At 65.9% G+C, this 20800-nt stretch carries 21 protein-coding genes; 12 read left to right on the top strand and 9 right to left on the bottom strand.

The genetic code is table 11. The features are described from left to right. From AC1Q7H_RS34085 to AC1Q7H_RS34075, 3 genes are all read right to left on the bottom strand, one after another. The coding region (locus AC1Q7H_RS34085; RefSeq protein ID WP_492382207.1) for a carboxyl transferase domain-containing protein at window positions 1–551 on the bottom strand (551 nt) is incomplete at its 3' end. A gap of 64 nt (window positions 552–615) precedes the next feature. Beyond that, the gene (locus AC1Q7H_RS34080) at window positions 616–1797 is read right to left on the bottom strand and encodes an isovaleryl-CoA dehydrogenase (RefSeq protein WP_211979776.1); all 1182 of its coding nucleotides are present in this window, start codon (window positions 1795–1797) and stop codon (window positions 616–618) included. 70 nt (window positions 1798–1867) lie between these two features. Then, window positions 1868–3592, bottom strand: coding sequence for an AMP-binding protein (locus tag AC1Q7H_RS34075; RefSeq protein WP_153955967.1), 1725 nt, complete (start codon window positions 3590–3592; stop codon window positions 1868–1870). A 291-nt stretch (window positions 3593–3883) separates the two neighbouring features. Between AC1Q7H_RS34075 and AC1Q7H_RS34070 the strand changes: the two genes are divergently transcribed. After that, the gene (locus AC1Q7H_RS34070) at window positions 3884–4579 is read left to right on the top strand and encodes a TetR/AcrR family transcriptional regulator (protein ID WP_013956909.1); all 696 of its coding nucleotides are present in this window, start codon (window positions 3884–3886) and stop codon (window positions 4577–4579) included. A gap of 241 nt (window positions 4580–4820) precedes the next feature. On the opposite strand, the gene AC1Q7H_RS34065 is transcribed toward AC1Q7H_RS34070, so the two are convergent. The 5 genes from AC1Q7H_RS34065 to AC1Q7H_RS34045 form a co-directional block, all read right to left on the bottom strand. Next, window positions 4821–5675 (bottom strand): 3-oxoadipate:acetyl-CoA acetyltransferase, encoded by an 855-nt coding sequence (locus tag AC1Q7H_RS34065; RefSeq protein ID WP_013956908.1) that lies wholly within the window; start codon window positions 5673–5675, stop codon window positions 4821–4823. A 26-nt stretch (window positions 5676–5701) separates the two neighbouring features. Continuing rightward, window positions 5702–6484 (bottom strand): 3-oxoadipate enol-lactonase, encoded by a 783-nt coding sequence (gene pcaD / locus AC1Q7H_RS34060; RefSeq protein ID WP_013956907.1) that lies wholly within the window; start codon window positions 6482–6484, stop codon window positions 5702–5704. Window positions 6485–6497: 13 nt separating this feature from the next. Then, entirely contained in the window at window positions 6498–6776 is a 279-nt protein-coding gene (gene catC, locus AC1Q7H_RS34055) for a muconolactone Delta-isomerase (RefSeq protein WP_153955966.1), read from the bottom strand. A gap of 45 nt (window positions 6777–6821) precedes the next feature. After that, entirely contained in the window at window positions 6822–7967 is a 1146-nt protein-coding gene (locus AC1Q7H_RS34050; protein ID WP_013956905.1) for a muconate/chloromuconate family cycloisomerase, read from the bottom strand. A gap of 113 nt (window positions 7968–8080) precedes the next feature. Beyond that, a complete protein-coding gene (locus AC1Q7H_RS34045) occupies window positions 8081–8998 on the bottom strand; it encodes a LysR family transcriptional regulator (protein ID WP_010811734.1) in 918 nt (305 codons plus the stop codon). Window positions 8999–9145: 147 nt separating this feature from the next. Here AC1Q7H_RS34045 and catA point away from each other — a divergent pair, with 147 nt between their 5' ends. The 6 genes from catA to AC1Q7H_RS34015 all read left to right on the top strand — a co-directional run bounded on the left by catA (window position 9146) and on the right by AC1Q7H_RS34015 (window position 14745). Continuing rightward, on the top strand, window positions 9146–10069 hold the full coding sequence (gene catA / locus AC1Q7H_RS34040) for a catechol 1,2-dioxygenase (RefSeq protein WP_041227938.1): 924 nt from the start codon (window positions 9146–9148) through the stop codon (window positions 10067–10069). 103 nt (window positions 10070–10172) lie between these two features. Beyond that, on the top strand, window positions 10173–11597 hold the full coding sequence (benA, locus tag AC1Q7H_RS34035) for a benzoate 1,2-dioxygenase large subunit (protein WP_492379692.1): 1425 nt from the start codon (window positions 10173–10175) through the stop codon (window positions 11595–11597). Continuing rightward, entirely contained in the window at window positions 11594–12109 is a 516-nt protein-coding gene (benB, locus tag AC1Q7H_RS34030; RefSeq protein ID WP_013956902.1) for a benzoate 1,2-dioxygenase small subunit, read from the top strand. The genes benA and benB overlap by 4 nt, the downstream gene beginning before the upstream one ends. A 21-nt stretch (window positions 12110–12130) precedes the next feature. Further along, window positions 12131–13150 (top strand): benzoate 1,2-dioxygenase electron transfer component BenC, encoded by a 1020-nt coding sequence (benC, locus tag AC1Q7H_RS34025; protein WP_211979771.1) that lies wholly within the window; start codon window positions 12131–12133, stop codon window positions 13148–13150. 17 nt (window positions 13151–13167) lie between these two features. Beyond that, on the top strand, window positions 13168–13953 hold the full coding sequence (locus tag AC1Q7H_RS34020; RefSeq protein WP_211979770.1) for a 1,6-dihydroxycyclohexa-2,4-diene-1-carboxylate dehydrogenase: 786 nt from the start codon (window positions 13168–13170) through the stop codon (window positions 13951–13953). 96 nt (window positions 13954–14049) lie between these two features. Then, window positions 14050–14745 carry an alpha/beta hydrolase gene (locus AC1Q7H_RS34015; protein WP_013956899.1) on the top strand — a complete coding sequence of 232 codons (696 nt, stop codon included), beginning with the start codon at window positions 14050–14052 and terminating at the stop codon, window positions 14743–14745. Window positions 14746–14832: 87 nt separating this feature from the next. Here the strand turns inward: AC1Q7H_RS34015 and AC1Q7H_RS34010 are convergent, their stop codons facing one another. Further along, entirely contained in the window at window positions 14833–16224 is a 1392-nt protein-coding gene (locus AC1Q7H_RS34010) for an aminotransferase-like domain-containing protein (RefSeq protein ID WP_249678722.1), read from the bottom strand. Between the two features lie 415 nt (window positions 16225–16639). Here AC1Q7H_RS34010 and AC1Q7H_RS34005 point away from each other — a divergent pair, with 415 nt between their 5' ends. Genes AC1Q7H_RS34005 through AC1Q7H_RS33985 form a run of 5 tightly spaced genes read left to right on the top strand, consistent with a single transcriptional unit; the run spans window position 16640 to window position 20798 of the window. Beyond that, a complete protein-coding gene (locus tag AC1Q7H_RS34005; RefSeq protein WP_022537350.1) occupies window positions 16640–17122 on the top strand; it encodes an MSMEG_0572/Sll0783 family nitrogen starvation response protein in 483 nt (160 codons plus the stop codon). A 20-nt stretch (window positions 17123–17142) separates the two neighbouring features. Then, a complete protein-coding gene (locus AC1Q7H_RS34000; RefSeq protein WP_153955962.1) occupies window positions 17143–18159 on the top strand; it encodes a Nit6803 family nitrilase in 1017 nt (338 codons plus the stop codon). After that, window positions 18152–19255, top strand: coding sequence for an MSMEG_0568 family radical SAM protein (locus AC1Q7H_RS33995; RefSeq protein WP_228772643.1), 1104 nt, complete (start codon window positions 18152–18154; stop codon window positions 19253–19255). Before AC1Q7H_RS34000 ends, AC1Q7H_RS33995 begins: the two co-directional genes overlap by 8 nt. Continuing rightward, window positions 19252–19806 carry an MSMEG_0567/Sll0786 family nitrogen starvation N-acetyltransferase gene (locus tag AC1Q7H_RS33990; RefSeq protein WP_153955960.1) on the top strand — a complete coding sequence of 185 codons (555 nt, stop codon included), beginning with the start codon at window positions 19252–19254 and terminating at the stop codon, window positions 19804–19806. The genes AC1Q7H_RS33995 and AC1Q7H_RS33990 overlap by 4 nt, the downstream gene beginning before the upstream one ends. Beyond that, window positions 19803–20798: a sll0787 family AIR synthase-like protein gene (locus AC1Q7H_RS33985; RefSeq protein ID WP_492382206.1), complete on the top strand. Its 996-nt coding sequence runs from the start codon at window positions 19803–19805 to the stop codon at window positions 20796–20798. Before AC1Q7H_RS33990 ends, AC1Q7H_RS33985 begins: the two co-directional genes overlap by 4 nt. The last annotated feature ends 2 nt before the right edge of the window (window positions 20799–20800 follow it).

Genomic DNA, 20800 nt, shown 5'->3' with positions numbered 1-20800 from the left:
ACCACCGCGATCTGCGGGATGCCCTGCTTGGACAGGTTGGCCTGGTTGTAGAAGATGCGGCCGAAGTGGTCGCGGTCCGGGAACACGTCGTCCTGGTTGGGCAGGTTGGCGCCGCCGGAATCCACCAGGTAGATGCACGGCAGGTTGTTCTCCTCGGCGATCTCCTGCGCGCGCACATGCTTCTTGACCGTCATCGGGTAGTAGGTACCGCCCTTGACGGTGGCGTCATTGCAGACGATCACGCATTCCTGCCCGGCCACGCGGCCGATGCCGGTGATGATGCCCGCGCCCGGCGCGGCATTGTCGTACATGTCGTATGCGGCCAGCTGCGACAGCTCCAGGAACGGCGTGCCCGGATCCAGCAGTTGCTGCACGCGCTCGCGCGGCAGCAGCTTGCCGCGCGACAGGTGCTTGTTACGCGCGTCCTTGCCGCCGCCTTCGGCGAGCTTCGCGATCTTGGCCTCCAGGTCGGCTACCAGGGCCTGCATGGCTTCGGCGTTGGCCTTGAAGGACTCGGAGCGGGCGTTCAGTTTGGTTTCAATGATTGGCATATCGTGCTACTTGGTGTGCCGCGAGATGGTGCTGTCGGTGGGCAGATGGCGAAGGTAGGCGCGCTTACATGGTCTCGGCGAACAGCTCGCGGCCGATCAGCATGCGGCGGATTTCCGAGGTGCCGGCGCCGATCTCGTACAGCTTGGCGTCGCGCCACAGGCGGCCGGCCGGGTATTCATTGATATAGCCGTTGCCGCCCAGGATCTGCACGGTCTCACCCGCCATCCAGGTGGCCTTCTCGGCGGTGTACAGGATCACCGCGGCGCAGTCCTTGCGCACCTGGCGCACGTGGCCGCTGCCCAGCGCGTCCAGGTTCTTGCCGACCGTGTACAGGTAGCTGCGCGCGGCCTGCAGCGTGGTGTACATGTCGGCCACCTTGCCCTGGATCAGCTGGAATTCGCCGATGCTCTGGCCGAACTGCTTGCGGTCGTGGATATACGGGGTAACCACGTCCATGCACGCCTGCATGATCCCGACCGGGCCGCCCGACAGCACCGCGCGCTCGTAGTCCAGCCCGCTCATCAGCACCTTGGCGCCGCCGTTCTCGGCGCCGAGGATGTTCTCGACCGGCACTTCCACGTCCTGGAACACCAGTTCGCCGGTGTGCGAGCCGCGCATGCCCAGCTTGTCCAGCTTTTGCGCCACCGAGAAGCCCTTCATGCCCTTCTCGACGATAAAAGCGGTCATGCCGCGCGCGCCCAGCTCGGGCTCGGTCTTGGCGTAGACCACCAGCACGTCGCAGTCCGGGCCGTTGGTGATCCACATCTTGGTGCCGTTGAGCACGTAGCGGTCGCCCTTCAGTTCGGCGCGCAGCTTCATGCTGACCACGTCGGAGCCGGCATTGGGCTCGCTCATCGCCAGCGCGCCGATCCACTCGCCCGAGACCAGCTTGGGCAGGTACTTCGCCTTCTGCGCGGCGGTGCCGTTGCGGTGGATCTGGTTCACGCACAGGTTGGAGTGCGCGCCGTAGGACAGGCCGACCGACGCCGAGGCGCGGCTGATTTCTTCCATCGCGATCATGTGCGCCAGGTAGCCCATGTTGGCGCCGCCGTATTCCTCGGCCACGGTGATGCCCAGCACGCCCAGGTCGCCCATCTTCTTCCAGGCGTCCATCGGGAACTGGTCGGTGCGGTCGATCTCGGCGGCGCGCGGGGCCAGTTCGGCCTGGGCCCAGTCGCGCACGGAATCGCGCAGCATTTCGATGTCTTCGCCAAGGTCGAACTTGAGGCCGGGGAGGGTGTTCATAGCGGTGTCGTCTCTGGTGTTGTCTGTGGGATCGGGGGAATGGCTGGCGCCGTGCACCGGCGCCGGCGCGTCAGGCCGTCCTGGATTCGCTGAGTTTCAGTTCCTGCGTCATGCGCTCGCGCATCACGAATTTCTGTACCTTGCCGGTGATGGTCATGGGCATCTCGTCGACAAAGCGGATGTAGCGCGGGATCTTGTAGTGCGCGATCTGGTCGCGGCAGAAATCGCGGATCTCATCCTCCATCGCGCTCGCGCCTGGCTTGAGCACGATCCACGCGCAAACCTCTTCGCCGTACTTCTGGTCGGGAACGCCGAACACCTGGACCGCCTGGACTTTGGGGTGGCGGAACAGGAACTCCTCGATCTCGCGCGGGTAGATGTTCTCGCCGCCGCGAATCAGCATGTCCTTCACGCGGCCAACGATGTTGCAGTAGCCTTCCGCGTCGATGGTGGCGAGGTCGCCGGTGTGCATCCAGCCGTCGCGGATGGCTTCGGCGGTACGCGCCTCGTCATCCCAGTAGCCCAGCATCACCGAATAGCCGCGGGTACACAGCTCGCCGGTTTCGCCTACCGGGACCGTGGCACCTGTCGCGTCCACGATCCTGACCTCGAGGTGCGGCTGGATGCGGCCCACCGTGGTGGTGCGCTTGTCCAGCGGATCGGTGGTGCTGCTCTGGAAGGAAACCGGACTGGTCTCCGTCATGCCGTAGGCGATGGTCACCTCGGACATGTGCATCTGCGACACCACGCGCTTCATGGTTTCGATCGGGCAGGGTGACCCTGCCATGATGCCGGTGCGCAGGGAAGAGAAGTCGTACTGCGAGAAATTCGGGTGATCGAGCTGGGCAATGAACATGGTCGGCACGCCATGCAGTGCCGTGCAGCGTTCTTCGCTGACTGCCTGCATGGTGGCTTCCGGCTCGAAGGCCTGGCCGGGGAACACCATTGCCGCGCCCGAGGACACGCAGGCCAGCACCGCCAGGACCATGCCGAAGCAGTGATAGAAGGGCACCGGGATGCAGAGCTTGTCCTGCTCGGAGAAACGCATCGCCATGGCAATGAAGCGTGCGTTGTTGACGATATTGCGATGGGTCAGCGTGGCGCCCTTGGGCGCACCGGTAGTGCCACTGGTGAACTGCACGTTGATCGGGTCATGGCGATCCAGCTGTGCCGTGATGGCATCCAGCGTTGCCCGCGCCACGCCCGTGCCGCGCGCAATCACATCGGCATAGCGGAGCATCCCGGGTGTATGGTCGTCGCCCATGCGGATGACGCAGCGCAGTGCCGGCAGCCGCGCCGCCTGCAGTTCGCCCGGCGCGCAGGTGGCCAGTTCCGGGGCGAGTACCTGGAGCATCTCCAGGTACCGTGAGGTCTTGAAGGCTTCCGCCGCGACGATCGCCTTGACGCCCACCTTGTTCAGCGCGTACTCCAGCTCGGACAGGCGGTAGGCGGGATTGATGTTCACCAGCACCAGCCCCAGCCGCGCCGTGGCGAACTGGGTGACCAGCCACTCGACCCGGTTGGGGGACCAGATGCCGACTCGGTCGCCTCTGGCCAGCCCAAGCGTGTGCAGGCCTGCCGCCAGCGCGTCCACGGCATCGCAGAATTCGCGCCAGTTCCAGCGCACCCCTTGCTCGCGAAAGGCAACGGCATCCCGCTCGGGGTAGCGAGCCACCGCTTGCGCCAGCAACTCCGGCACGGTCTGTTCCGACAGCGGAATGGTGGTGTCCCCCCTCACATGCGAAAGCCCGCCAATCGGCAGGATGGTGGGAGAGGACTCGGCCTGCATCGTCATACTTGTCTCCAAAGCCCGGTTGTGGTTCGTCACGTCGGATATTTGTGAGTGTTACTCAATAAACAGCGTATCGATGGATTCTGGGGTGGCGTCCCCGGGTTTTCCCGGATATTTGCGGCGCGGTTGTCTTATTTTGAGCTATTCCTTCGACGTTCGCCTGACGCTCGTTGCTGCGATAATCGAAAAATACATGGTGCCAATCGAAATGGCAACCTAAAATTGAGTAAAGCTCAAGTCAGGGTTGAGCCGGCCCTATAATCTCGCCTTCGGGCAAGCAAGGACTCAATCAAGATGGAAGACGTCACATCGCCCCGCCGTGTGCCGGCGGGCGCCAAGGCGGAACAACGCATCCGGGACATCCTGCGCGTCAGCCGCGAGGTATTCGCCGAACTCGGCTATGAGCGGACCACGACCACCGAGATCGCCCAGCGCCTGGGCATCTCCGAGGGCACGGTGTTCACCTACTTCCATGGCAAGCGCGAGCTATGCGCACGCGTGATCGAGGACTGGTATGACGAGATCATCGGCACCGTGGAACAAGGCATGCCGCACGGGCAGAGCACAAAGGTGCAGCTGGAGTTCTATGTCAGGACACACCTGAGGTTGTTCCTGATCCAGGGAACGGGCTTGTGTGCGCTGGTGTTGTCGGAGGGGCGTGCCAAAGGGCCGGGGCTGGGAGAGGTGTTCGTACCGCTGCAGCGCCGCTATACGGCGCCGTTGATGGACTTGCTGGCGCGGGCGCGGGACAACGGCGAGATCCGGGATGACCTGCCGTTGAGCCTGCTGCGCTCGGCAATCCTCGGCCCGATGGAGCACATCCTGTGGGACGCGATCGCCCGGCAGCGGCAAGTGGATATCGAGAAGACGGCCAGGGATATGGTGGCGTTGTTGTGGCCCGCCTTGCTGCCTGTAGACGTCGAGGTGGAGAAATTGCGCGCATTCTATGGAGAAGTCGGCGCGGCGTTGAGACGGGCGGGCAACGGTTGACGTGCGGCGCGCCTTGAAGCGGCGGTCCACTAATCCACTGATCTAGTTCTTGCGAGGGACCCTTGCCGGATTCATGCGCCGCCATGCGCGATCGCCTGCTGGAAGCGCCGTGAGCGCGACACCTCTCTGCAGAGAAACGGGGGCGCGTTGAACGGGAAACCCGCGTGTCGAGCTACGCGGCGGGGTTGCTGGTCTGCCAGCAAGGCGCAGCGGCCCTGCACGTCTTCGAATAGGCGTTAATCTACAAGGGCGAACGTCCGCCGATTTCCATTGATGGCAGCCCCAGGAGCGCGCGCGCCTGGGCCACTGTCGCCACGGGGCGCCCATATTCCTCGCACAAGGCCGCCACCTGGCTGACCAGGGCGGCGTTTGAGGGCGCCAGTGTCTGCTTGTCAAGCCGCACATTGTCTTCGAGGCCGGTGCGGCAGTGGCCGCCCAGTTCGAGCGACCAGCGCGCCATCGTCAACTGGTCCCGGCCGATGCCAGCGCCGGTCCAGGTCGCATCGGGTGCCAGGCGCCGCAGGGTGTGCACGTAGAAGGCGAGCACCTCACGATCGACCGGCATCGCATTCTTGATCCCCATCACGAACTGGATATGCAGCGCGCCGTCGATCTTGCCGGCCTGTTGCATGGCCACTGCCTGGAAGATCATCGACAGGTCGAAGGCCTCTATCTCGGGCTTGATGGCGTAGGCCTTCATTTCCGCGGCGAGCCAGTCCACCAGATCTGGCGGATTGTCATAGACGCGTGTCGGGAAATTAACCGAGCCGGTGGCAAGTGAGGCCATGTCCGGCCGCAGCGACAGCATCCCCCCTCGCTCCCTTCCCGCGCCGGAGCGGCCGCCGGTGGAGGCCTGCGTGATGATGCCCGGCGCATGCTTGCGGATGCCCTCCAGCACGCGGGCAAAGCGGTCCGGCTCGGAGGAGGGCGTCTCGTCGTCATTGCGCACGTGCAGGTGGACGAGCGTGGCGCCCGCCTCGAAGGCGGCCTGGGTGGATTCGACCTGCTCGCTGACCGTGATCGGCACGGCAGGGTTGTCACGCTTGCGCGGCAGCGAGCCGGTGATGGCGACGGAGATGATGCAGGGCTGGGTCATGTCGGCTCCGGTAAGGATGTATGGCATCACGCCTGTGACAGGAAGCGGATCACCGCGTGCGAAAACGCCTCGGGCAACTCCCAGTTGGACAAATGCGCGGCGTTGAGCGCGAGGTATTCGGCGTCGGCAATGCCTTGCGCCAGCTCGCGGCCCTGTTCCGGCGTGGTAGCGGCATCCTGCGCACCCGCGATCACCAGCACGCGCGAGCGGATGCCTGGCAGCAGGCCGCGCAGGTCGGCATCGCGCACGGCGGCGCAGTTGGCGATATAGCCGTCGGCATCCGTAGTTGCGAGCATGTCGAGGACGGGTGCCATACGCGCCGGATCGCCTGCCAGCGCGGCCGGCGTAAACCAGCGTGCCAGCACGCCCCCGGCAATCTCCGCCATGCCCTCGTTGCGGACGCGCTCGATACGCGTGTTCCACCCGGACGCCGGGCCGATCAGCGCCGCGGTATTCGCCAGCACGAAGCGGCCGAAGCGTTCGGGGTGATGGCGTGCCAGCCAGATGCCGGTCATGCCGCCCATCGACAGGCCGCAGAAGTGGGCGTGCTCGACACCGGCATGGTCCATCACCGCCAGCACGTCGGCGCCCAGCTCGGCCATGCCGAACGGCGCTGCCGGCACGCCGGAGGCGCCATGGCCGCGCGTGTCGTAGCGCAGCACGCGGAAGCGCTCCAGCAGCGCCGGCATCTGCGGATCCCACATCGACAGGGTGGTGCCCAGCGAGTTGGACAGGACCAGCACCGGCGCGCCGGCCGGACCGTGAAGTTCATAGTGAAGGCGAAGCCCGTCGCGGGTGGCAAAGCGCATGACGTGGGCTCCCTCAGCGGATCGATGAAGGATGCGGCGCCAGCGGCGTGACGGCGATCTTCATGTATGGGAACAGCGGCAGCCCCGACAGCAGTGTGTGCAGCGCCTCGTTGGACTCGACGTCGAACACGCTGTAGTTGGCATACTCGCCGACCACGCGGTAGAGCTGCTGCCACTTGCCCTGGCGCTGCAGGTCCTGCGCATAGGTTTTCTCGCGCGCCTTGATGTCCTCCGCCTGCGCGGCGGGCATGTCGTGCGGCAAGTTTACGTCCATTCGTACCAGATACAGCATTGGTGTCTCCTCGCTTCGATTCTGATGGGGTCTGATTGCAGGTATTCAGGCACGGTCGCGCCGGTAGTGGGCGAGCTTGTCCTCGTCCAAGGCCATGCCGAGTCCAGGGCCCTGCGGCAGGTGCAACGCGAATTCGCGGTAGACGGGGCGCTCGGCCACGATGTCGTCCTTCAGCAGCAGCGGGCCGAACAGTTCGGTGCCCCATGCCAGTTGCGGCAAGGTCGCAAAGCCGTGGGCGGCGGCTATGGTGCCGATGCTGCCTTCGAGCATGGTGCCGCCATACAGCGCGATGCCGGCCGCATCGCCCACCGCGGCCGTACGCAGCATGCCGAAGATGCCGCCCGACTTGGCGATCTTCAGTGCGAACACGTCGGCGCCGCCGATGCGGGCCAGTTCCATCGCGTCCTCGGGCCCGCACACGGCTTCGTCGGCCATGATGGGCACCACGAAACGCGCCGCCAGGCGCGCCAGCGCGGCGCGTTGTTCGCGTGGCGTGGGCTGCTCGATCAGGTCGATGCCGGCGGCCTCCAGCATGGCAATGCCGGTGGCGGCATCCGCTTCGTTCCAGGCCTGGTTGACGTCCACCGTGACGCGCGCCCGCTCGCCCAGCGCGCGCTTGATCGCGGAAACGTGTGCCACGTCCTCGCGCACGCTGCGCCGGCCGATCTTGAGTTTGAAGGTGTCGTGGCGGCGCTCGGCGAGCAGGCGCTCTGCCTCGTCGATGTCCCGCGTGGTGTCGCCGCTGGCCAGTGTCCACAGCACCGGCAGGGTGTCGCGCACGGCGCCGCCCAGCAGTGTCGCCAGCGGCACGCCGAGACGCTTGCCCTGCGCGTCCAGCAGCGCGGTCTCGAGCGCCGACTTGGCGAAGCGGTTACCGCGTGCGACCTTGGCGAGGCGCGCCATGGCGCCATGCACATTGGCCGCATCCTGGCCCAGCAGCGCCGGTGCAAGGTAGCTGTCGATGGTCAGCTTGATGCCCTCGGGGCTCTCGTCGCCGTAGGAAAGACCGCCGATGGTGGTCGCCTCGCCGAGGCCTTCGATGCCGTCGGCACAGCGCAGGCGGACGATCACCAGCGTCTGCCGCTGCATGGTCGCCATGGCGAGCTGGTGCGGCCGGATGGTCGGAAGATCGACCAGGATGGCCTCGATGGACTCGATGGCCGTGATGCTTTGCTGCGTCGCCACTTTCATACCTTCCTGATGCAGTTGGATGTTGCATCGGAGTATGGATGGCTATTTTTTGGGTGTCCAAGACCGTTGGCATCTGATTCGATACCTCCAGAGTATGGACCGCCCGTTGCGCCTTATTCCTTCGGCGGCGGCAGGTAGGCCATACCCTCATCCTCGTAGAGCTGGTAGATCATGTCCCGCAGCGAGCGCAGGTCGGCCGACTCGTCCAGCATGCGCGTGCTCATGATAATGGGCGACACCAGCTTGGGATCGTCCAGTTCCTTGTAAGTCACGTCGCCCCGCTTGAGCCCGTAGACGCTGCTCGGAACCACCGAGATGCCTTCGCCCATCGCCACCAGCCCGAGCGCGATCTGCAGCTCGCGCACCTCGTGCAGGCGGCGCGGCTTCAGGGCGCGGTCGTGGAAGGCGGCCAGCACCTGGTCGGCAAAGCTCGGGCGCGGCGCCTTGGGGAAGATGATGAGCGGCTCGCCGACCAGGTCGTGCAGCGCGAGCTCGGGCTTGGCGTCAGCCAGCGGATGGCCGACCGGCAGCGCCACGATCATGCGCTCCTCACGCAGCACCACGCGCCGCACCGACGGGTCTTCGTGGCGAATGCGCCCGAAGCCCACGTCGATGCGCCCCTCCTTGAGCGCCTTGATCTGGTCCATGGTCGACATCTCGTGCAGGCTCAGTTCGAGATCGGCGTGCATCTGCCGGAAGCGCCGGATGATCCGCGGCAGCATCCCGTACAGCGTGGAGCCGACAAAGCCAACCGACATCTTGTGCTCGATCTTGCCGACCCGCTTGGTCATCGCCTGCAGTTCCGCGGTCTGGGCCAGCAGTTGCAGCGCGTGGGTATAGAAGAAGCGCCCGGTGTCGGTCAGTTTCAGCGGGCGTGAGTGGCGCTCGAAGAGTTGCACACCCAGGTCGTCCTCCAGTTGCTGGATCTGGCGCGACAGCGGCGGCTGTGCGATATGCAGCCGCTCGGCCGCCCGGGTGAAGTTGCGTTCCTCTGCCACGGCCACGAAGTAACGCAGGTGCCGCAATTCCAAGACTATACCTCCTGAGTATCGAGCGGATACTAAATCAGTGTTGGACTGCCAAAACTGCCGTTGACTATGCTCCATCCGTGCCCGGAAGACAAGCTCGATACCTGCAAAGCATGAACCCGGACCGCAACCACAACTATGGAGACCCCCATGACTCACTCGGAAATCGACGCCCTGGTCCACAGCTTTATCGTCGCCACCGGCACGCAAGGCACCCCCGACCCGCGCGTGCAGCAGGTGGTAGTCCGCCTGACCGCGGACCTGTTCAAGGCGATCGAGGACCTCGACCTGAGCGCCAGCGAGGTCTGGAAGGGCATTGAGTACTTCGCCGAGGCGGGCGCCACCCAGGAGTTGGGCCTGCTCGCCGCTGGCCTGGGGCTGGAACGCTTCCTCGACGTCCGCGCCGACGAGGCTGAAGCCCGCGCCGGCCTGACCGGCGGCACGCCGCGCACCATCGAAGGCCCGCTCTACGTGGCCGGCGCCCCGGAAAGCACCGGCTTTGCCCGGCTCGACGACGGCAGCGACGACGGCAAGGGCGAGGTCCTGTTCATGCAAGGCACGGTGTACGGCGCCGACGGCAAGCCGCTGCCCGGTGCCAGGGTCGAGGTGTGGCATGCCAACCTGATGGGCAACTACTCGTTCTTCGACAAGACCCAGTCGCACTTCAACCTGCGCCGCACCATCGTCACCGACGCCAACGGCCGCTACCAGTTCCGCAGCAACGTGCCAAACGGCTACGGCTGCCCGCCGGAAGGCACCACCCAGCGCCTGCTGGACCAGCTCGCGCGCCACGGCCGGCGCCCGGCCCACATCCACTTCTTCGTGTCGGCGGACGGCCACCGCAAGCTGACCACGCAGATCAACATCGACGGCGACGAATACCTGTGGGACGACTTCGCCTTCGCCAGCCGCGAGGGGCTGGTGCCGGCGGTGACCCGCGTCACCGACGCCGCCGCGCTCGACAAACACGGCGTGGACAAGCCGTTTGCCTCGATCGACTTCGATTTCCGGCTGCTGCCGGAGCAGGCCGGCGCCCCCGCCGCCGAGGTGGAGCGCCAGCGCGCCGCTGCCTGATATTCCGTAGTGCCGCCCGCCGCGCGGGCCGGCAGATCCAGTCCGGGCGGCAGCGCCATGCGCAGCGCCGTCCCGCAGACAGACATCGGCAGGAGACAACTCCATGATCCCCATCTATCCGGAGGGCAAGGCCCCCGTTCGCCCCAGCGCCAGGCGCCTCGACCTCGATGCCTTCCTGGTGGAAGACAAGGCAAGCGGCGACTACCGCCTGCACCGCCAGGCCTTTACCGACGAAGACCTGTTTGAACTCGAGATGAAGCACATCTTCGAGGGCAACTGGATCTACCTGGCGCACGAAAGCCAGATCCCGAACAACAACGACTACTACACCACCCATATCGGCCGCCAGCCGGTGGTGATCGCGCGCAATCGCCAGGGCGAGCTGAACGCCTTCATCAACGCCTGCAGCCACCGTGGCGCCATGCTGTGCCGCCACAAGCGCGGCAACAAGGCCACCTATACCTGCCCGTTCCACGGCTGGACCTTCAACAACAGCGGCAAGCTGCTGAAGGTGAAGGATCCCGAGAACGCCGGCTATCCTGACTGCTTCAACAAGGAAGGCTCGCACGACCTGAAGAAGGTGGCGCGCTTCGAAAACTACCGCGGCTTCCTGTTCGGCAGCCTGAACGCGGACGTGCCGCCGCTGCAGGATTTCCTCGGCGAAGCGGCGCGCGTCATCGACATGATCGTTGACCAGTCGGCCGACGGGCTCGAGGTGCTGCGCGGCTCGTCCACCTACACGTTCGAGGGCAACTGGAAGCTGCAGGCCGAGAACGGCGCCGATGGCTACCATGTGTCGGCGGTGCACTGGAACTACGCTGCGACCACCAGCCAGCGCAAGCAGAAGAACGCGCAGGAAGACAAGATCCGCGCCATGGACGCCGGCAAGTGGGGGCAGCAGGGCGGTGGCTTCTACGCCTTCGAGCACGGCCACATGCTGCTGTGGACGCGCTGGGCCAACCCGGAGGACCGCCCCAACTTCAGCCGCCGCGAGGAATTCGCCGAGCGCTGCGGCGCGGAGACCGCGGACTGGATGATCCAGAACTCGCGCAACCTGTGCCTCTACCCCAACGTCTACCTGATGGACCAGTTCGGCTCTCAGATCCGCCTGCTGCGTCCGCTGGCCGTCGACAAGACCGAGGTCACCATCTACTGCATCGCGCCGAAGGGCGAATCCGACGAGGCGCGCGCGCGCCGCATCCGCCAATACGAGGATTTCTTCAACGTCAGCGGCATGGCCACGCCCGACGACCTTGAGGAGTTCCGCGCTTGCCAGCAGGGCTACGCCGGGCAGGCACTGGCCTGGAACGACATGTGCCGCGGCGCGAAGCACTGGATCGACGGTGCCGACGAGGCCGCGCAGCGCATCGGACTCAAGCCCGTGATGAGCGGGGTGCGTACCGAGGACGAGGGCCTCTACACAGTGCAGCACCGCTACTGGCTGGACGTGATGAAGAAGGCCGTGGCAGAGCAATCCGCCGAAGCCGCGAATGAAGCCACCGACGCCGCCGCAGGGAGCGCAGCATGAGCACCGCCGACATCACCTTCGACAAACCGGTCGACGTGGCCGCCATCCAGTCCTTCCTGTACCGCGAGGCACGGCTGCTGGATGACGAAGAGTGGGACGCATGGATTGAGTGCTATCACCCCGACGCAAAGTTCTGGATGCCCTGCTGGGATGACGACGGCAAGCTGATTACCGACCCGCAGCGCGAGATCTCGCTGATCTATTACCCGACCCGCCAGGGCCTGGAGGATCGCGTGTTTCGCATCAAGACCGAGCGCTCCAGCGCCACCATTCCGGACACTCGCACCAGCCACAACCTGAGCAACGTCGAAGTGCTCGGGGTGGAGGGCGACACCTGCACCGTGCGTTTCAACTGGCACACGCTCAGCCATCGCTACCAGACCACCTACAGCTACTTCGGCATGTCGCGCTACACGCTCGACCTCTCCGGCGGGCAGCCGCGCATCCTGGACAAGTATGTCGTGCTCAAGAACGACTACATCAACCAGGTCATCGACATCTATCACATCTGATCCAGGCTGGAGGACCGCGCCATGGAACACACCATCGCCCTGCAATTCGAGGACGGCGTCACCCGCTTCATCACCTGCGGCGAGCACGAGACCCTGTCCGATGCCGCCTACCGGCAGCAGATCAATATCCCGCTGGACTGCCGCGACGGCGCCTGCGGTACCTGCCGGGGGCTGTGCGAGTCGGGCAGCTATGACCTGCCGGCCTCGAGCTATATCGAGGATGCACTGACCGCAGAGGAAGCTGCCGAGGGCTACGTGCTGGCCTGCCAGACCCGTCCGCGTTCGGACTGCGTCATTCGCGTGCCCGCCTCGTCGGCCGCGTGCAAGACCGGCGTCACCACCTACCAGGGGACGCTGGCCGAGTTGGAACAGCTCTCCGATTCGACCATTGGCTTTTCCATCGACCTGGACGGGGCCGCCGGCCTGGATTTTCTGCCCGGCCAGTATGTCAATGTCGAGATCCCGGGCACCAGCCAGACGCGCTCCTATTCCTTCAGCTCGGCGCCCGGCAGCGCGCGCACCGGCTTCGTGGTGCGCAACGTGCCGGAAGGGCGGATGAGTACGTGGCTGACCAGCCAGGCGAAGGCCGGCGAGCGCGTGGCTATTTCGGGCCCCTACGGCAGCTTCTACCTGCGCGAGGTGGCGCGGCCGGTGCTGTTCCTGGCCGGGGGCACCGGCATCGCCCCCTTCCTGTCGATGCTCGATGTACTGGCCGCCAGCGGCTGTGCGCAGCCGGTGCGCATGGTCTACGGGGTCACCAACGACATCGACCTGGTGGTGCTGTCGCGCATCAATGCGGCCCAGGATGCCTTGCCTGGCTTCGAATACCGTACCTGTGTTGCTGACGCCGCCAGCAATCACGCCCGCAAGGGCTATGTCACAGCCCATGTGGACCCGGAATGGCTTAACGGCGGCGATGTCGACATCTACCTGTGTGGCCCCGTGGCGATGGTGGAGGCCGTGCGCGGTTGGCTGCAGCAGAGCGGCATCACGCCCGCCGGCTTCTACTATGAGAAGTTCTCGGCCAGCAACGCGGCATGAGCAAGGAGCACGACAACATGAGAACTGCTACACGCTTTGCCGGCAAAGCCATGATCGTGACCGGGGCCGCGCAAGGCATCGGCCGCGGCGTCGCACTGGCCGCCGCCGCCGAGGGCGCCTCGGTAGCGCTGGTCGACCGCTCGGCGCTGGTCGATGAAGTCGCGGCGCAGATCGTTGCCGCAGGCGGGCAGGCCATCGCAGTGCACGCTGACCTGGAGCGCTATGCCGGCGCCGCGCAAATGGCGCAAGCGGCCGAAGCAGCCTTCGGCCGCATCGACATCCTCGTCAACAACGTGGGCGGCACAATCTGGGCCAAGCCCTTCCAGGCCTATGAGGAGGAGCAGATCGAAGCCGAGATCCGGCGCTCGCTGTTCCCCACGCTGTGGTGCTGCCGAGCGGTGCTGCCCGGCATGGTCGCGCGCCGGCAGGGCGTCATCGTCAACGTGTCGTCGATTGCCACGCGCAGCATCCACCGGGTGCCCTACGCGGCGGCCAAGGGCGGCGTCAACGCACTGACGGCCAGCCTCGCCTTCGAGCATGCGCACGAAGGCGTGCGCGTCAACGCAGTGGCCACCGGCGGCACTGAGGCACCGCCGCGCAGGATTCCGCGCAACATGGCAGCTCAGAGCGAGCAGGAGGCCATCTGGTACCAGGCCATCGTCGACCAGACCAGGGCCTCGAGCCTGATGCACCGCTATGGCACGATCGACGAACAGGTGCATGCCATCTTGTTCCTGGCCTCGGACGAGGCTTCGTACATTACCGGCACGGTCCTGCCGGTCGGCGGCGGGGATCAGGGTTGACGGTGGCATCGATTGGAGCGCAGTCCAACCGCCGAGGGACTGCAGCGTGTTGCATTGCTCGGCTTACAGCTTTCATTAGCAGATAGGAGTCAGATCATGAGCAAGCCCTCGATCATTCTGGTGCACGGCTTCTGGGGAGGTGCCGCGCATTGGGGAAAAGTCATCGTTGAACTGGCGCGAAAGGGGTATACGAGCGTCCGCGCCGTTGAAATGCCGCTGACATCGCTTGCTGACGACGTCGAGCGTACCCGCAAGATGATTGCCCAGCAGAAAGGGCCGGTCCTCCTAGTGGGGCATTCATACGGTGGTGCTGTGATAACCCAGGCGGGTGACCAGCCCAATGTGGTGGGGCTTGTGTATATCGCGGCGTTTGCGCCAGATGCGGGGGAGAGCCCTGGTGGCCTTACGCAGCAGCATCTTCCGGTTGCGGCTCCCAATCTCGAACCCGACAGCGACGGCTACTTGTGGCTCAAGTCCGATAAGTTCCATGAGAGCTTCTGCCAGGATCTTTCGCCCGACGACGCGCTGGTGATGGCGGTGACGCAGAAGGCGCCGCTTGCAAGCACCTTCGGCGACATCATCACGACGCCGGCCTGGAAAAAGAAGCCGTCCTGGTACCAGATTTCCAGCGAAGACAGAATGATCGCCCCCGAAAACCAACTGAAGATGTCGGCCCGCCTCAATCCCCGGAAGGTCATTACTCTGGCGGCAAGCCATGCTTCGCTGGCTTCGAAGCCCGCCGAGGTTGCAGCGTTGATCGACGAAGCCGCGACCGACTCGGTCAAAGGATAGCGCCCTGAACGCCGGCGCCCGCCGGACCAGGCTGCGCAGTGCGCCGAACAGCGGAAAGCTGCGCGGGAATCAAGGGGAGCCCCCCGGCTACAGCATCGCTGAATGCAAATGATGCGGATTGTCGATCGTTTCCGCGATGATCCGCAGCGACTCCTCGATCTCATCGCGCTCGCCCGGGCCGCCCAGGCAGACACGAATCGCATCGGGCGGGTTGCCGTCGGTCGAGAAGGCGGCGGCCGACACCGCGCCGATGCCGCGCGAGCGCAGGTGGAGCGCCAGTTCCGACGGGCTCCACGCTGAAGCCGCCGGGATCGGCAGCCACAGGTGAAAGCCTTCCGGGTCCGCGTCATAGGCCAGGCCCTCGAGCACATGGCGCGCAATCAGCTGCCGCGCTGCGCTTTCGGCGCGGATGGCCTTGAGCATGTCGTCTACCGTTCCGTCCTTGATCCAGGATGTAGCGAGCAATGTGTTGATGGGGCTCGCCATCACCGTCGTTGCCCGCAGGGTGCCAGCCAGGCGCTGCGCCTGCCGGGCAGTGGGGGCGTGCAGGAACGCTATGCGCAACCCGGCGCCCAGGCATTTGGACAAACCGGTAACGTAATACGTGAGTTCCGGGGCGAGCGCGGCAAACGTCTGTGGTGCCCGCAGCGGCAGCATGCCGTAGGCATCGTCCTCGATGATCGGCACGCTGTAGCGCAGCGCGACTTCGGCGAGCTGCTCGCGGCGTGCCTGCGGCATGGTGCGCGTGCTCGGGTTCTGGATGGTCGGGTTGCAATAGAGCGCCGCTGGCTTCTGTGCCTTGCACATGGCTTCGAAGGCGTGGGCGAACGGGCCATCCTCGTCGCCGGGCAGCGCCAGCAGCCGGATGTTGAGTTGCGCTGCGATGGCCTTGATGCCGGGGTAGGCCAGCGCGTCGGCACAGATGGTCTGCGCCGGGCGCGCGAGCTGCGACAGCAGTGCGACCAGCGCGCTGTGGATGCCGGGCGTGACCAGCACGGTGTCCGCGCTGCATGCCGGCACCCAGCGGCGCAGCCATTTCGCGGCCACGCAGCGATCGGCCGGGGTTCCGCCGAAGTCCTGGTAGCGCAGCAGCGTGTAGGGATCGGCAGCCTCCAGCAGTTGCGCCATGGCGGCACGAAGCCGCGCTGTCATCGCCGGCGGCTCCGGCGGCATGTTCATGGTCATCTCCGCACCCGTGCCGCCGCGCAGCGGCATCGCGGGCGCACGTCCGCGCACGTAAGTGCCACTTCCTGTCTTGGTGTCGATCAATCCCCGCTTCCTCGCTTCGCTGTAGCCGCGCGCCACGGTGGTGTAGTTCAGTTGCAGCGCTTCGGCCAGGTCGCGCAGCGGCGGCAGCCGGTCGCGCGCGCGCAGCTGGCCGTCGGCCAGTGCCTCCTCGATCAGGTCCGGAATCAGCAGATAGGCAGGCTTGGCACTGCCGGCGATACGTTTTACCCAATGGCTGGTCAGGTTGGACACCGTGGTCTCCCGCTGCGCGATGCGATGGAATTCAGTGCCCTGAGGGTAGCATCCGAATGATCGCTTACCAAGCCGCGCAGGCGATCGCATCTGAAGTTCTCAATGATGGTGCGATATCAACGCTCATGCACCACGCGTGCGCACCCAGGCGGCTTGCTCCCGTTCAAAAACGTGCATTGTGGCGAAGCCGTCATGGCGTGCGCTGTGCGCCTTTGGTGGCATCCATGGCCAAAGCCGTTGCGATCATTGGGCCGATCATTTGGTCGGCTTCGGCTTGATTGGAGATTGATCGCATGACTGCGGGCATTGCGTGGCACATCGGTTGCGGATGTTGGCGTGTTCGGCCTGGCGCCGAACGGTCGATCGGCATGGGATCGAGCGACCGCACTGCCCCATCAACGCAAAGGAGAGAAGCATGCCTGCTGTCAGCAAACCGGCCCACAAGAAGGGCGATTTCCTGGTCGACTATGAAGAGAAGGTATTCGAGGACGTAAAGGCCGAAGCCGGCGAGAAGGCGCTGGTGACCTTCCATACCGTCGCCTTCGAAGGCTCGATCGGCTTCGTCAACATGCTGCAGGCCACACGCCTGCTGCGCAAGGGCTTCGAGACTTCGATCCTGCTGTACGGCCCCGGCGTCAACCTTGGCGTTCAGCGCGGCTTCCCGACGCTTGGCGACGAGGCATTCCCCGGCCACATGAACTTCAACAAGCAACTCACCAAGTTCATGGAAGAGGGCGGCAAGGTCTACGCCTGCCGCTTCGCCCTGCAGGCCCTGTACGGCCACGGCGAGGCCTCGCTGATCGAGGGCATCCGCCCGATCAATCCGCTCGATGTGCTCGACCTCAAGCTGCTGCACCGCAAGGAGAACGCGCTGATCATCGACACCTGGACGGTCTGAGCAAAAGGGCAGGTGCCACCATGTCACAGAAACGCATTGTGCGCGCGGCCGCGGTCCAGATCGCGCCCGACCTCGAGAGCGGCGAAGGCACGCTGGCCAAGGTCTGCGAGGCAATCGACGAGGCCGCCGGGAAAGGCGTGCAGCTGATCGTCTTCCCGGAGACCTTCGTGCCGTACTACCCGTACTTCTCCTTCGTACGGCCGCCGGTGCACTCCGGCAGCGACCACATGCGGCTGTACGAGCAGGCCGTGGTGGTGCCCGGCCCGGTCACCGATGCCGTCGCCGGGCGCGCACGCCGGCACGGCATGGTCGTGGTGCTCGGCGTGAACGAGCGCGACCACGGCAGCCTGTACAACACGCAGCTTATCTTCGACACCGAGGGCAACCTCGCGGTCAAGCGCCGCAAGATCACGCCCACCTTCCACGAACGGATGATCTGGGGGCAGGGCGATGCGGCCGGCCTGAAGGTCGCGGACACCGCGATCGGCCGCGTCGGCGCGCTGGCGTGCTGGGAGCACTACAACCCGCTGGCCCGCTATGCGCTGATGACCCAGCACGAGGAAATCCACTGCAGCCAGTTCCCGGGCTCACTGGTCGGGCCGATCTTTGCCGAGCAGATCGAAGTCACTATCCGGCATCACGCGCTGGAATCCGGCTGCTTCGTCGTCAACGCAACCGGCTGGCTGACCGAAGCGCAGATCGCCTCCGTGACCACCGATCCGGCGCTGCAGAAGGCGCTGCGTGGCGGCTGCAACACCGCAATCATCTCGCCGGAGGGCCAGCACCTGGCGCCGCCGTTGCGCGAGGGCGAGGGCATGGTCATCGCCGACCTCGACATGTCGCTCATCACCAAGCGCAAGCGAATGATGGATTCGGTGGGCCACTACGCGCGGCCGGAACTGCTAAGCCTGGCCATCAATGAGCGGCCGGCGGTGACGGCGGTGCCGATGGCAGACGCCTTCTCCAACTTCCATGGGAGCATCCGCGATGACATCCAGCGCGACCGTGCCGGCTTCGAGCCGACAATTGATGACTGAACTGCAGTCCGTCGGGCTGCGCCTGGAAGCCCCGAATGCCGGCGCAGCCAGCCGGCGCGGCGGGGCGGGTCCGTCCGATCACAAGGCGGTCACCATCGACGGCGTGACCATCATGGTGCCGGTGCATACCAGTACCGCGTGGCACTCGCCGTTCGTGGCGCAAGCGCCCGATGGAACGGGGCGCAGCGCACTGATGCGCGGAACCATCCCGATCGCCAGCATCAGCTTTCCGAAGGCACCGCGTTTCCATGCGCTGCAGACGCTGGAGGGTATCCCGTACTCGCATATCGCCACGCTGCATGGCGCCGATGTGCTGGCCACCACGGTGCTGCAGACTTGTATCCGCTACGAAAGCCGCAAGAAGACCTGCAAGTTCTGCTCGATCGGCCAGTCGCTTGCGGCGGGCCGCACGATCGCGCGCAAGACGCCGGAGCAACTGGCCGAAGTGGCGCGCGCCGCGGTGCTGCTCGACGGCGTCAGGCATATGGTGCTGACCACCGGCACGCCGCCGACGCCGGACCGGGGCGCGGCTATTCTTTGCGAGAGTGCCTTCGCCATCAAGGCCGCGGTCGACCTGCCGATCCAGGCGCAGTGCGAGCCGCCCGACGACGACCGCTGGTTTGAGCGCATGAAGGCCGCCGGCATTGACACGCTCGGCATGCACCTCGAGGTCGTCACGCCGGCGGTGCGCGAGCGCGTCATGCCGGGCAAGGCGTCGGTGCCGCCGAGCCGCTACATGGAAGCCTTCAAGGCCGCGGTTGCCGTGTTCGGCAGGGGGCAGGTCAGCACGTACATCCTTGCGGGACTCGGCGACACCGCGGAAGCCATCCTGTCGATCTCGCGGGAGCTGATCGAACTCGGGGTGTATCCGTTCGTGGTGCCTTTCGTGCCGATCTCCGGCACGCCGCTGGAGGACCACCCGGCTCCTTCGCCGGCCTTCATGCAGTCGATCCTGCAGCCGCTCGGCGCCATGTTGAGCGCCGCCGGCATGCGCTCGTCCGATATCAAGGCGGGTTGCGGCAAGTGCGGCGCGTGCTCGTCGCTGGCCACCTACGAGCGCGAGGCGGCACTGGCGAACGACGGAGCGACATCATGAAAAGCGATCTCTGCGTCGAGGTGCCGGGCATCCCGATGTTCCGCATCCGCTGGGCGGAGCACGCCTGGGAGGCGGAGCAGGCCTATCGCCTGCGCCAGGCCGTGTTCTGCGGGGAGCAGGGCATCTTCGCGGGCGACGACCGGGACGCGGTGGACGACGTGGCGCAACTGCTGGTGGCGGTGCGGTTCGAGCCGGAGTTGCCGGGCCATCCCGGCACCGTGGTCGGCACCGTTCGGATCCACGAAAGCGAGCCGGGCGTGTGGTTCGGCTCGCGCCTAGCGGTGGATGCGGCATACCGCAGCCAGGGCAAGATCGGAGCGACGCTGATCCGCCTGGCGGTGAGCAGCGCCCACGCGATCGGCTGCCGTCGCTTCCTTGCGCACGTGCAGAGCCAGAACGTGCCCTTGTTCAGGCGCTTGCATTGGAACGTCCTGGCGGAGGAGACGCTGCTCGGGCGGCCGCACCACCTGATGCAGGCGGACCTGAACCATTACCCGCCTTGCCATACCCCGCACGCGGGCCTGATTACCGAAGGCAGGGCCGTGCGATGAACCTCGACGATCTCGTACGCACCCTGCGCAGCAGCCGCGGTTTTGCGCATAAGACCGATATCCCGGCCATGCTGTCGCCGCTCGGCGCCGCGGCCGCCGGACGCAACGCGGCCATGGCCGTGGACGTCGGCGACGACTGCGCGGCATTGCGCGATGGCGACGGCTACCTGCTGTTCGCCATCGAAGGACTGGTCAGCGATTTCATTCGCACGATGCCGTGGTTCGCCGGCTACAGCGCGGTCATGGTGAACGTCAGCGATATCTATGCGATGGGCGGCAGGCCGACGGCAGTGGTCGATGCGCTATGGAGCCATGGCGCCGCCGATGCCGCCGAGGTGCTCAAGGGCATGGCTGCGGCGTCTGCCGCCTATGGCGTGCCGATCGTCGGCGGCCACAGCAATGCTCGCAGCGAGCAAAGCCAGCTTGCCGTGGCCATCCTCGGTCGTGCGCGCAAGCTGCTGTCGAGCTTCGCCGCGCGTCCCGGCCAGCGCCTGTTGATGGCCGTGGACCTGCGCGGCGCGTTCGCGGAACCGTACCCGTTCTGGAACGCCTCGACCGGCGCACCGGGCGAACGACTGCGCGCGGATCTCGAACTCTTGCCTGTGCTGGCCGAAGAGGGCCTTTGCGCCGCAGCCAAGGACATCAGCATGGCGGGTGCGCTTGGCACCGCGCTGATGCTGCTCGAATGCTCCGGGGTGGGCGCGAGCATCGCGCTGGAGCGCATTCCCCGGCCCGCTGGCGTGCCGCTGGAGCGGTGGCTGACGGCATTCCCCAGCTATGGCTTCCTGCTGGCCGTCGATGACGACGATGCGCAGGCGGTCGAACGCCGCTTCCTCGATCGCGGCATTGCCTGCGCCCAGATCGGCGCCATCGACGATTCCCGTGTCGCCACGCTCACGCACGCCGGCGAACGGGCCACGTTGTGGGACTTGCGCGAGGCGGGGTTCATCCTGCCGACGCGCCTGGCCACGCCGATCGATTCCCCAACCTGAGA

The sequence above is a fragment of the Cupriavidus sp. GW823-FHT06D04 genome (assembly GCF_058795055.1).
Note: the sequence above shows the minus strand (reverse complement) of the source record. Positions and strands in the feature narration are given on the sequence as shown.